Origin of the sequence: uncultured Tenacibaculum sp. (genome assembly GCF_947494125.1) — a bacterium.
In the GTDB taxonomy this organism is placed as follows: Bacteria; Bacteroidota; Bacteroidia; order Flavobacteriales; family Flavobacteriaceae; genus Polaribacter.
The window spans coordinates 190738-202275 of record NZ_CANLTU010000002.1 but is presented as its reverse complement, the minus strand read 5'-3'; the positions used below and the strand labels follow the sequence as shown (position 1 = coordinate 202275).

The following is an 11538-nucleotide window of genomic DNA, read 5'->3' as shown; positions in this document are numbered from 1 at the left end:
ATTTTACGAATATTCGGTTTTTAAAATCCAATTAAAAAAACTATTTTTGCGACCACTAATTTTTAAGCAATTATGGCTACATACAAGAAAAGAGGTTACAAACCTAAGAAAGAAAAGGTTGTACAAGAAGTAGAAGAAAATTTTGACGAATCGCAAAGTACTACAGCAGAAGTATTTAACACTTTAGATGAGACTGCGAATAAATCAGAAGAATGGATTGAGAAAAATAGCAAGCCATTATTTTACGGATTGGTAACTATCGCAGCTTTAATCTTAATCTACTTAGCTTATACTAAATTTGTTGCAGAACCAACAGAAAGAGATGCTTCTAATAATTTAGCTTATCCAAGAGTTTTATTTGAAAAAGCAAGTACATCTGCAGGTGTAAAAGCTGATTCTTTATACAACTTAGCTCTTGTTGGAGGTGTTGATGGTAAATATGGTTTTACTGATATTGCTTCAATGTACGGTGGAACTAAAGCTGGAAACTTAGCGAACTACTATGCTGGTATTTCTTATTTAAAAATGAAGAAGTATGAAAAAGCTATTGAATATTTAAGTGACTTTAGTTCTGATGATGAATTATTAGGTCCTACTGCTTTAGGTGCTATTGGTGATGCTTTCGCTGATATTAACCAACCTAAAGATGCTTTAGTATATTACGAAAAAGCAGCTAACAAAAAAGACAATCAATTTACTTCTCCTTTATTCTTATTCAAAGCAGCTCAAATTGCAATGGATTTAAAAGAGTATAGTAAAGCTGAAAAATTATATACAACCATTAAAGAAAAATACGCTAATACCGATCAAGGTAGAGATATTGAAAAATATATCAATAGCGCAAAATATGCTCAATAATGGCTACAACAAATTTATCTTATTACGATAAAGCTTCAATCCCAAATGCGAAATCTTTTCGATTTGGGATTGTTGTTTCAGAATGGAATCCTGAAATTACTGGTAATATGCACAAAGGTGCTATAGAAACTTTAATAGACTGTGGTGCTGATGAGAATAATATTATTTCTTGGGATGTACCTGGTAGTTTCGAATTAGTTTATGGTTGTAAAAAAATGGTAGAAACTCAAAAAGTAGATGCCATTATTGCCATTGGAAACGTAATTCAAGGAGAAACGAAACATTTCGATTTTGTATGTGATGGTGTTACGCAAGGAATTGTAGATTTAAACATTAAATATGATGTTCCTGTAATTTTCTGTGTATTAACCGATAATATCAAACAACAATCTATAGATCGTTCTGGAGGAAAACTAGGAAATAAAGGTATTGAATGTGCTGTAGCAGCTATTAAAATGGCAGCAATTAAAAATCAAGATAGAAAACCAAATTCTTTAGGTTTTTAAAACACATTCTTATTAAATTATATTTTAAAAAAAAGAGTCAATACATCTAAAGTATTGACTCTTTTTAACTTTAATTTAGCTATAATTTTTGACCACCTCTCTATAATTCAGTAACTTTGATTTTCGTCTTAATTTGGTGTGGTTTTTGCTACACTAAAGCATTCAAAAGAAGCATTATTTTATGGGATTCATCAAAAGAGAAAATAAAAAATTCGATTATAAGCCTCGCTACTATAAGGGCGACGGAAATCCATACCAAGTAAAACATAAATTCGATGAATATCGATCTACAGTAGGTAAAAGAAAAGGCTTAAAGAAGAAATTTATTCAAGCCTTAGATGAATTTAAAAACTCTGAACACGGAGGTTTTAACAAAACTATTATTATCATAATAATAATTTTAGTTTTATTATTCTTATTCATTATTGATTTTGATCTTTCAATCTTTTTACCAAAAAACAACTAATGTCAGATATTATACAATTACTTCCTGATCATGTTGCAAATCAAATTGCTGCTGGTGAAGTAGTACAACGCCCTGCTTCTGTAGTAAAAGAATTAATAGAAAACTCTATTGATGCTGGTGCCACTTCTATTAAATTATTATTAAAAGATGCTGGTAAAACTTTAATTCAGGTAATTGACAACGGTAAAGGAATGAGCGCTACCGATGCTCGTTTAAGTTTTGAACGTCATGCTACTTCTAAAATTAAAGATGCACAAGATTTATTTAATTTAAATACTAAAGGTTTTCGTGGTGAAGCTTTAGCTTCTATTGCCGCTATTGCTCATGTTGAACTGAAAACCAAACAAGAAAACGAAGAATTAGGTTCTCAAATAAAAATTGAGGGAAGTAAAATAACTTCTCAAGAAGCAATTTCTACATCAAAAGGAACAAGCTTAGCTGTTAAAAATTTATTTTATAACATTCCTGCTCGTCGAAATTTTTTAAAATCAGATACTATTGAAACCCGTCATATTGTTGATGAATTTCAAAGAGTAGCCTTAGCACATCCTGATATTTCATTCTTATTACACCATAATAACAATGAAATTTACCATTTAAAAAAAAGCAACTTACGTAAAAGAATTGTGGCTATTTTTGGTACTAAAATGAATGAAAAGCTGGTTCCAATTTCTGAGCAAACTGATATTATTTCTATAAATGGATTTGTTGCTAAACCTGAATTTTCAAAGAAAAAACGTGGTGAACAATTCTTTTTTGTAAACAATCGTTTTATTAAGAGTTCGTATTTAAACCATGCCGTTGTTAATGCTTTTGAAGGTTTATTAGAACACGGTTCACATCCTTCATATTTCTTATACTTAGATGTACCACCGAATAGTATTGATATTAACATACATCCAACAAAAACAGAAATTAAGTTCGATAATGAAAAAGCTTTATATGCTATTTTACGAGCAACTGTTAAACATAGTTTAGGTCAATACAATGTGAGTCCAGTATTAGACTTTGATAGAGATGCTACTTTAGATACACCTTATGATTATAGTAAGAAAAGTTCATCTTCGTCTCCTGCATCTATTCCACCAATTACTGTAGACCCTACATTCAATCCATTTAAAACAGAAACAAGCTACCAGTCAGAATCTAATCCAAATAGATCGAACAATTCTAATTCCGTAAGTTATCAATCTAATTTTAAAAAAGATACTGGAAATTGGGAAGCTTTATATACAAATACTGAACCTTTAACAGCGAGCAAACAAGAACAACTTTTCGAAGGTCAACAAGAAACTGAAACTGGAAAAACTTTTCAAATTCAGAAAAAATATTTATTAAGTTCTATAAAATCTGGTGTAGTTTTAATTAATCAATCATTAGCACACCAACGTATTTTATATGAAGAGTTTTTAGAAAACATTACGGTAAAGGAAGCAAGTAGTCAACAGTTATTATTTCCTGTAAGTATTTCATTTTCTTCAGCGGATATTGAAATGATTTATACAATAAAATCTGATTTAGAAAGTGCTGGTTTTATGTTTGATGAGTTTACAAAAGAAAGTGTTGTTATTGGAGGAATACCAACTTCAATAAGCGAAAGTCAAATAACATTGATTTTAGAACAATTATTAGATGATATAAAACTAGAGGTTCCAGATACTAGTTTCAGTCATTTTGACGTTATGGCTAAGTCTTTTGCTAAATCTTTAGCTATAAAAACGGGAACTATTTTATCTATAAAAGAACAAGAAAATTTAGTGAATGATTTATTTTCTTGTAAAGAACCTAATACATCACCATTTGGTAGACCAACGTTTAAAACATTGACTTTAAACGAAATTGACACCATTTTTAATAAATAATATATGGGAAAATTAACCGACGCAATAAAGCATTTAATAATCATTAACGTGATTTTGTATTTTGCTCCTCAATTCCTGAATATAGATTTGACTAATATTCTAGCGCTACATTACCCTAAAAATGAACATTTTGGTGCTTGGCAATATATTACACACATGTTTATGCATGGGAGTCCTACACATTTATTATTTAATATGTATGCTTTGTGGGCTTTTGGTACTCCGTTAGAACAAATGTGGGGAAGAAATAAATTTCTGTTTTTCTACTTTTCAGCAGGTATAGGCGCAGGACTTATTTATACTTTGGCCAATTATTATCAATTTAATGGGATTTACGAACAGTTAGTATCTATGGGAATTTCTCCTTCAGAAATCCAAAATATTTTAAGTACAGGTAAATATAATGATAGTTTAATAACACTTTCTAATAAAACTATGAGTGAATTTTACAGCCTCTATCATACACCTGCTGTTGGTGCATCTGGAGCTGTTTATGGTATTTTAGTGGCCTATGGATTAGCCTTTCCTAATTCAAAACTAGCTTTAATCTTTTTACCAGTTCCTATTGCTGCTAAATATTTTATTCCGTTAATGATTCTTGGTGATTTATTTTTTGGAGTAACTAAATATTCTATAGGAAATATTGCACATTTTGCGCATATAGGTGGAGCTATTATTGGTTTTATAATTGCTTGGTATTGGAAAAAAAATCAATTTAAATTTCGTTAAATTAGTATATTGGATTTCTATTAAGAAAAAGAGAGCATAAATAATGAATGTATTAGAAAACTTAAAATATCGATTTAAAAACGCAGGTATCGTTGAACAACTTATCTATGCGAATCTTGCTGTTTTTTTACTTGTTTTATTTGTTAATAGTTTTGGTAAATTATTTCAATTTGACACCAATTTAATGGTTGATTGGTTTGCTTTACCTGCAAACTTTAATGATTTCCTGTCAAAACCATGGACTATAATAACTTATGGATTTCTTCATGCAAGTTTTATACATATATTATTCAACTTAATTATTCTTTTTTTTGTTGGAAATTTATTTGTGGACTATTTTACAAAAAAACAATTATTAAATTTTTATTTATTAGGTACCTTTTTTGGTGGTATTATCTTTATAGCTAGCTATAATTTCTTTCCTCTTTTTACAGAAGACATTAACACTAATGTTTTATTAGGTGCTTCAGCTGGAACATCAGCTATATTAATTGGTATAGCTACTTACATACCTAATTATTCCTTTAAAGTTCGTTTAATTGGTTACATAAAACTTTGGCATATTGCTATATTTTTTTTAATACTAGATATCATTCAAATATCTGGAAATAATGCAGGAGGTCATCTAGCACATATAGGTGGTGCTCTTTTTGGTTTTTTATATGTAAGCAGTGCTAGTAATAAAGAATTAGAAATTTTCAAACTCTTTAAAAATTTATTTAAGAAAAAAGACAAGCCTTTAAAAACCGTTTATAAATCTGGTAAAAAAGCATCAAAATTCACTAATAATAAATCAAACAATCAACAAGAAATAGATAGTATTCTTGATAAAATTGGAAAATCAGGTTACGACACTTTAACCAAAGACGAAAAGGAATTTTTATTTAAACAAGGAAAAAAATAAATGAAGAAATATTCGATTCTAAATAAACTCTTATTTTTTATCAATTCAGTTTTAGCAGCTGTTTTGTTATTTTCTTATGCTCTTCCTTTTATTTCTCCAAAAACAATTCCGGCAGTTGCAGTTTTTAGTTTGTTTGTTCCTTTATTAGTGATTCTAAATATTGCCTTTTTTGTGTATTGGCTTCTTAAACTTCATAAAAATGCATTAGTATCATTATTAATATTATTAATTGGTTGGTTTGCTTCTCCTCCACTTATTAAATTCTCAAACAAAGAGATTATTCTGAATAACGATTTAAAAGTAATGAGTTATAATGTTCGTTTGTTTAATCATTACAAGCATGAAGATGACATAACTACTGAACAACAGATTTACGAGTTTATTAATAACGAAAGTCCTGATGTAATTGCGATGCAAGAGTTTTATGAATCAGAATTATTAGATATTAAACTCCCATACAAATACATAAAAACAAAATCGAAAACCAATCAATTCGGATTGGCTATTTACTCTAAATATCCTATTGTAAATTCGGGTTCTTTAAACTTTAAAAACAGTGCTAACAATACTATTTTTATTGATTTAGTTAAAAATAAAGATACCATACGTGTTTATAATGTGCATTTAGAATCGCTAAAAATAAATCCCAAAAAAGAGAATTTTGGCGAAAAAAACTCAGAACGTTTGTTTAAACGTTTAGCCAATGGTTTTGAAAAACAAGTAGATCAAACTGAACTTATTTTACAACATGAATATTCTTGGAAAGGTAAAAAAATAGTTTGTGGCGATTTTAATAACACGGCCTATTCATGGGTTTACAATAAATTATCTAAGAACAAAAAAGATGCTTTTATTACTTCTGGAATTGGCTTAGGAAAATCATTTCGATACATATATCCAATGCGTATTGATTTTATTTTTGCAGACAATACAGCAACTATAAATCAGTATAAAACTTATAGTAATATAAAACTATCTGACCACTATCCTATTATGTCACGTTTGCATTGGTAATTTATATGGTTTTATTTAATAAAAACTGTATTTTTACCCGAAATCAAACATAAAATCTATGAAACATTACGATGTTGCAATTATTGGTAGTGGTCCTTCTGGAGCCTCAACCGCATTTCATTTAGCTAAACAAGGTATTTCTGCCGTTATTATAGAAAAAGAAACTTTACCTCGTTATAAAACTTGTGGAGGTGGTTTTGTTTTTAGAGGTCGTAAAGATCTACCTTTTGACATTACTGAGGTTGTTGAAAAAGAGTTTCATACTGTAGATATTTATTTAGGTGAAAAACTTCATTTTAAAACGTATAGAGAACAACCTACTATCTCTATGATAATGCGTGATTCTTTTGATAATTTGATTACCAAAAAAGCAAAAGAATTTGGAGCTACTTTATTAGAAAACCATAAATTAAAAGGATTGTCTTTTAATAACGATATTATCACTTTAGAAACTTCACAAGGAAACCTAACAGCAAATTTTGTAATTGCTGCTGATGGAGCATTAAGTCCAACAGCTAAATTAGCGGGATGGAAAGAAGATACTCGTAAATTAATTCCAGCTTTAGAATATGAAGTAGAAGTTTCTGAAGAAGATTTTGAGCGTTTATCTAAAGAAGTTCGTTTTGATATTGATGCAATTCCATATGGATATGCCTGGAGTTTCCCAAAAAAGAATCATTTATCTATTGGTGTTGCTTCAGCAAGAAGAACAAAAATAAATTTAAAAAAATTCTACCAAGATTACATGCAAACCTTAGGGATTACCAATGTAATTAGCGAGTCACAACACGGATTTCAAATCCCTGTATCTCCTCGTACTGATGGTTTTGTAAAAAACAATGTATTTCTAATTGGTGATGCTGCTGGTTTTGCCGATCCTATTACTGCAGAAGGTATTTCAAATGCAATATACAGTGGTAAATTAGCTGCTGAAGCTATTATTGAAAGTAATAAGGATTCTGAATTAGCAGAAAAATTATACATAGAAAAACTAGAGGAACGTTTACTTCCTGAAATTACTACTGGTTTATGGCTTTCTAAATGGTTTTACGAGCAAAAAACAATTCGTAATCTACTATTAAAGAAATTTGGACAGCGTTTTAGCGAAGCTATGGCTGATGTTTTTCATGGAGACAGAAGTTACCCTAAAGACATTAAAGCTACCATAAAACAAAAGATTAAAAATTTAGTTTCTTAGGAAGCTTTTTATACTTATAAAATGAAAGTTTACCATCTTTTCTTTATACTTTTTCTTATTTCTTGTTCTCAAAAAAAAGGTTCGACTACCACAACCGTTTTAAATACTACTGTTAATAAAATAGATAGTATAAAAAACACCTCGATAGTTATACTTGGAACTATACAAGATGCTGGATCTCCGCAAATAGGATGTAACAAAAAATGTTGTGTAAACCTTTTCGAAAATCCAGATAATAATAGACAAGTTATATCACTCGGAGTTGTTGATACTCCGAATGATAAAACTTATTTATTTGAAGCTACTCCTGATATAGGAAAGCAAATGAAAAAGCTTACCAATTTCAAAACTGGCGATAGAACCGAATTTGTTGATGGTATATTTTTAACTCATGCACATATTGGTCATTATGCAGGACTTATGTTTCTTGGTAAGGAAGCTACAAATGCCACAAATATTCCTGTATTTGCTATGCCACGCATGAAAGAGTATTTAATCAATAATGGTCCTTGGAGCCAATTAATTACTAGAAAAAACATAGTTTTAAATGAAATGAAAGATGAAAAGACTATTCATCTTTCTAATACGCTTAAAGTAACACCTTTTTTAGTACCACATAGAGATGAATATTCAGAAACTGTAGGCTATAAAATTACAGGTCCAAATAAGAGTGCTCTATTTATTCCAGATATTGACAAATGGAATAAGTGGAATAAAAATATTATTGATGAAATTAAAAAAGTAGACTATGCCTTTTTAGATGCTACCTTTTATAGTGGAAAAGAAATTAATAATAGAGATATTACACAAATTCCACATCCTTTTATAATTGAAAGTCTTGAAAAATTTAAAGACATAAATGAAACTGAAAAAAACAAAATTGTATTTATTCATTTCAATCACACAAATCCAGTAATTAATCCAAATAGCGATGAAGCTAAAATGGTTAAAAAACAAGGATTTAGAATTGGTGAAATTTATGATACTTTCGAATTATAAAACTACTGTTTACTAACCTTTTTTAAATTCAATAAATCAATAGGATTAATACCTAAGCCTTGTACATTTTTTTGAGAAAAACGAATAACTTCATCATAATATAAAGGAACAACTGGAGCTTCACTTATTATAATACTATCCATTTTCTGGTATAATTTATAACGTTTTTCAATTGCTACTTCTTTAATTGACTGCTCATATAACTCATCAAACTTCTCATTCTTAAAATGCGTATAATTAGGCCCGTTAGGTGTAAAGTTTTTACTATAAAATAAAGACACATAATTTTCGGCATCAGGATAATCTGCAATCCAACTTGCTCTAAAAATTGGTAACTTACCACTCGCCTTTCCTTGTCGTAGTGCTGAAGGAGGAATTACATCTACTTTAGTTTGTAATCCTATTTTTTGTAACTCTCTTTGTATAAACTCGCATAAATCTAAATAATTACTGTTGGTTGTAATAGCTATTTGTGGTGAATTATTTCCTGTTTCTACTTTATATCGTTCTACTAATGCTTTTGCCTTTTCTGGCTGGTAAGAATATCCTTTTTGATTGTTAAACGATGGTAATCCTTTTGGTATAAATCCACTTGTTGCAGGTGTTCCTATTCCATTTCTTAAAAAAGTAATCATTTTTTCACGATCAAATCCGTAATTAATGGCTTGTCTTATTAACTTCGATTGCGTTGGTAAACTTTTTTCTCCATCTAAATAAATTCCTAAATACTCAGTATTTAAATAAGCTCCTGTTTGCATCGTTATTTTATTAACATACTTTTCTTTTAAAGTACCATCAGTATTTAAAATATCGTCTTTATAAGAAGCGTCTAAACTCTTCATGAAATCTAAATTCCCTTGAATAAATTGTAAAAACTCACTCTGTTTGTCTGGTAAAAAAGTAACTGCTACTGCTTCTAAATAAGGTAATTGTTTTCCTTCAAGGTCTTTTTCAAAATATAATGGGTTTTTTCGCAATACCAATTTGGTGTTTTCTACCCATAATTTAAACTGAAAAGGTCCTGTACCAATAGGATTTGCTCTAAAAGTATTTCCAAAATATTCAACAGCTTCTTTTGATACTACCGAACAATATTTCATTGCTAACAATCCTAAAAATGGAGGAAAAGATTGCTTTAATTTTACTGTAAAAGTAGAATCGTTTTCTGCTTTAAAACTATCTACATTTTGTAATACCCAACCTCCTGGAGAAACTACATTTTTATCTAACAATCTATTGAACGAATATTCAAAATCACTAGCATTTACTGTTCTTGTTGAATCTTTTCCAAATAGTTGATGTTTATGAAACTGAACATTATCTCTTAAGGTAAATTTATATGTTTTTCCATCTTCAGAGATTGTCCAACTTTTAGCTATAGCAGGCTTTACATGTAAACTATCGTCTAATTCAACCAATCCGTTATATAATTGATTTACTGCCCAAATATTACGTTGATCTTTCGCAAAAGCTGGATCTAACGAAGTAATATTTGAATGTTCATTATAACGAAAAACTTGTGTATCGCTATACTTACTTTCTTTTTTAGCACAAGAATAAGCACCTAGTAAAAGCAATACTAAAACAAGAAAATTATTTTTTCTTTCTTTTATTTTTATAATAATTTTTATCAGCAATGTATATGATTTTAGATACTTCTGCATATATAATTGAAGCATCTTTATTAGTGATTTTAATTTTTTTTTTTAAATCTATTTCTTTTTCTTCTAGTACTCGCTCTTTTATTTTTACAATTTCTTCTTTTGTAAAAATAAAATCTACATATGAATTCTCTTTTGCAGGTCTTTTAAATTTTATTTCAGCACTTTTATCCCAAACTACATAATCATTTCCTAAAATATTCATTAATTGAATCATAAAAACTGGGTCAGTAGCCGAAAATAGACTGCCTCCGAAAATAGAACCTACATAATTTTTATTCTTATAACTAATAGGAATTTTAACTTTAGCTTCTAGTAAATCTTCTGATACTTCAATAATTTTCCCTGTAGATCTACGGTACATGGGTGAAATATTAAAACCGTGTTTAAAAATAGTATTCTGTTTAAAAAACTTACTTAATATTTTTGAAATTACTGCGTACATTTAATTAACTCTATTGTTCAAATCCATATTCACGTTCCACTTTACATATTCGCAATCGATACTTCTTATACCACTTTTCTCTTCCTATTTCTCTAGCTTCAGTATGCTCTATATTATTTTTCCAAACTGTAATAGCTTCTAAACTTTTCCAGTATGAAACTGTAATACCTATTTCTGCCCTAGCAGATTCTATTCCCAAATAACCTTCTTGTTGTTTTGCTAAAATTTCCATTTTTTCTGCCATTTCTGCATAACCTTCTATATCATCAGATAAAACTGTGCTAAAAACAACTGCATAATATGGTGGTGTTAGTGAATCTTCTATCATAATACTAATTCATATTTAGTTTCAGGTAAACCAATATCATCGCTAACAAATTTCTCCACTTCTTTAAAGTTAAAACGTTCTAATATTTTTGCGGAGGCAATATTCTCGTCAACTACGCAACCAATAAGTTTTTTCATTCCTATTGACTTACAATAGTTTATTAAAGCTTCACAAATTTCAGTAGCATATCCGTTACCCCAATATTCTTGAATAAATCTATAACCTATTTCATCATTTCCTTCATCATCTTTTACCAATGCTACAGTACCTAAAAACTCATTATTTAACTTATGTTCAATAGTATAAATCCAAAAATCGTTATTCTCTTCATCATACTTCTCTATCAAATTTTTAAGCTCTTTTTCACATTCCAAAAGAGTTTTTACATCACCAGTAGCATATTGTAATACCAATGGATTACTTTCTAATTTAAAAAAGCCTTCTAAATCAAGTAATTCCAATTTTCTAATGACTAATCTTTGGGTTTCAAAAATCATGAATATTATCGTATTTTTGCAAATTATAAAATTGTCTTATGGCAGTTTAAGTAACATAAACTATACGAACT

General features: G+C 29.1%; 13 protein-coding genes. 9 read left to right on the top strand and 4 right to left on the bottom strand.

The window, feature by feature from the left end; all coding sequences use genetic code 11:
- Nucleotides 1-72 precede the first annotated feature (72 nt).
- The 9 genes from Q0881_RS04365 (at nt 73) to Q0881_RS04325 (ending at nt 8536) form a co-directional block, all read left to right on the top strand.
- Nucleotides 73-858 carry a tetratricopeptide repeat protein gene (locus Q0881_RS04365; protein WP_299157246.1) on the top strand — a complete coding sequence of 262 codons (786 nt, stop codon included), beginning with the start codon at nt 73-75 and terminating at the stop codon, nt 856-858.
- Entirely contained in the window at nt 858-1364 is a 507-nt protein-coding gene (gene ribH / locus Q0881_RS04360; RefSeq protein ID WP_299157245.1) for a 6,7-dimethyl-8-ribityllumazine synthase, read from the top strand. The genes Q0881_RS04365 and ribH overlap by 1 nt, the downstream gene beginning before the upstream one ends.
- Nucleotides 1365-1545: 181 nt before the next feature.
- Nucleotides 1546-1830 carry a riboflavin synthase subunit beta gene (locus Q0881_RS04355; protein WP_299157244.1) on the top strand — a complete coding sequence of 95 codons (285 nt, stop codon included), beginning with the start codon at nt 1546-1548 and terminating at the stop codon, nt 1828-1830.
- Nucleotides 1830-3692, top strand: a complete 1863-nt coding sequence (gene mutL / locus Q0881_RS04350) for a DNA mismatch repair endonuclease MutL (protein ID WP_299157243.1) — start codon at nt 1830-1832, stop codon at nt 3690-3692. Before Q0881_RS04355 ends, mutL begins: the two co-directional genes overlap by 1 nt.
- A 3-nt stretch (nt 3693-3695) precedes the next feature.
- The gene (locus tag Q0881_RS04345; RefSeq protein WP_299157242.1) at nt 3696-4421 is read left to right on the top strand and encodes a rhomboid family intramembrane serine protease; all 726 of its coding nucleotides are present in this window, start codon (nt 3696-3698) and stop codon (nt 4419-4421) included.
- Nucleotides 4422-4464: 43 nt separating this feature from the next.
- Nucleotides 4465-5325 (top strand): rhomboid family intramembrane serine protease, encoded by an 861-nt coding sequence (locus Q0881_RS04340; RefSeq protein ID WP_299157241.1) that lies wholly within the window; start codon nt 4465-4467, stop codon nt 5323-5325.
- The gene (locus tag Q0881_RS04335; RefSeq protein ID WP_299157240.1) at nt 5326-6339 is read left to right on the top strand and encodes an endonuclease/exonuclease/phosphatase family protein; all 1014 of its coding nucleotides are present in this window, start codon (nt 5326-5328) and stop codon (nt 6337-6339) included. It begins immediately after the preceding gene.
- A 58-nt stretch (nt 6340-6397) separates the two neighbouring features.
- On the top strand, nt 6398-7537 hold the full coding sequence (locus tag Q0881_RS04330; protein WP_299157239.1) for a geranylgeranyl reductase family protein: 1140 nt from the start codon (nt 6398-6400) through the stop codon (nt 7535-7537).
- Between the two features lie 21 nt (nt 7538-7558).
- A complete protein-coding gene (locus Q0881_RS04325) occupies nt 7559-8536 on the top strand; it encodes an MBL fold metallo-hydrolase (protein ID WP_299157238.1) in 978 nt (325 codons plus the stop codon).
- A gap of 2 nt (nt 8537-8538) precedes the next feature.
- Here Q0881_RS04325 and Q0881_RS04320 read toward each other — a convergent pair whose 3' ends face one another.
- The 4 genes from Q0881_RS04320 to Q0881_RS04305 are packed head-to-tail and all read right to left on the bottom strand — an operon-like array spanning nt 8539 to nt 11467.
- Entirely contained in the window at nt 8539-10170 is a 1632-nt protein-coding gene (locus tag Q0881_RS04320) for an ABC transporter substrate-binding protein (protein ID WP_299158124.1), read from the bottom strand.
- The gene (locus Q0881_RS04315; RefSeq protein ID WP_299157237.1) at nt 10130-10642 is read right to left on the bottom strand and encodes a DUF4442 domain-containing protein; all 513 of its coding nucleotides are present in this window, start codon (nt 10640-10642) and stop codon (nt 10130-10132) included. Before Q0881_RS04315 ends, Q0881_RS04320 begins: the two co-directional genes overlap by 41 nt.
- A gap of 10 nt (nt 10643-10652) precedes the next feature.
- Nucleotides 10653-10970: an antibiotic biosynthesis monooxygenase gene (locus tag Q0881_RS04310; protein WP_299157236.1), complete on the bottom strand. Its 318-nt coding sequence runs from the start codon at nt 10968-10970 to the stop codon at nt 10653-10655.
- Nucleotides 10967-11467, bottom strand: a complete 501-nt coding sequence (locus Q0881_RS04305; RefSeq protein WP_299157235.1) for a GNAT family N-acetyltransferase — start codon at nt 11465-11467, stop codon at nt 10967-10969. The genes Q0881_RS04310 and Q0881_RS04305 overlap by 4 nt, the downstream gene beginning before the upstream one ends.
- Nucleotides 11468-11538 lie beyond the last annotated feature (71 nt).

Excerpts from the sequence above, each read along its gene's own strand:
- Q0881_RS04365 (WP_299157246.1), top strand. The coding sequence starts at position 73 with ATGGCTACATACAAGAAAAGAGGTTACAAACCTAAGAAAGAAAAGGTT.
- ribH (WP_299157245.1), top strand. The coding sequence starts at position 858 with ATGGCTACAACAAATTTATCTTATTACGATAAAGCTTCAATCCCAAAT.
- Q0881_RS04355 (WP_299157244.1), top strand. The coding sequence starts at position 1,546 with ATGGGATTCATCAAAAGAGAAAATAAAAAATTCGATTATAAGCCTCGC.
- mutL (WP_299157243.1), top strand. The coding sequence starts at position 1,830 with ATGTCAGATATTATACAATTACTTCCTGATCATGTTGCAAATCAAATT.
- Q0881_RS04345 (WP_299157242.1), top strand. The coding sequence starts at position 3,696 with ATGGGAAAATTAACCGACGCAATAAAGCATTTAATAATCATTAACGTG.
- Q0881_RS04340 (WP_299157241.1), top strand. The coding sequence starts at position 4,465 with ATGAATGTATTAGAAAACTTAAAATATCGATTTAAAAACGCAGGTATC.
- Q0881_RS04335 (WP_299157240.1), top strand. The coding sequence starts at position 5,326 with ATGAAGAAATATTCGATTCTAAATAAACTCTTATTTTTTATCAATTCA.
- Q0881_RS04330 (WP_299157239.1), top strand. The coding sequence starts at position 6,398 with ATGAAACATTACGATGTTGCAATTATTGGTAGTGGTCCTTCTGGAGCC.
- Q0881_RS04325 (WP_299157238.1), top strand. The coding sequence starts at position 7,559 with ATGAAAGTTTACCATCTTTTCTTTATACTTTTTCTTATTTCTTGTTCT.
- Q0881_RS04315 (WP_299157237.1), bottom strand. The coding sequence starts at position 10,642 with ATGTACGCAGTAATTTCAAAAATATTAAGTAAGTTTTTTAAACAGAAT.
- Q0881_RS04310 (WP_299157236.1), bottom strand. The coding sequence starts at position 10,970 with ATGATAGAAGATTCACTAACACCACCATATTATGCAGTTGTTTTTAGC.
- Q0881_RS04305 (WP_299157235.1), bottom strand. The coding sequence starts at position 11,467 with ATGATTTTTGAAACCCAAAGATTAGTCATTAGAAAATTGGAATTACTT.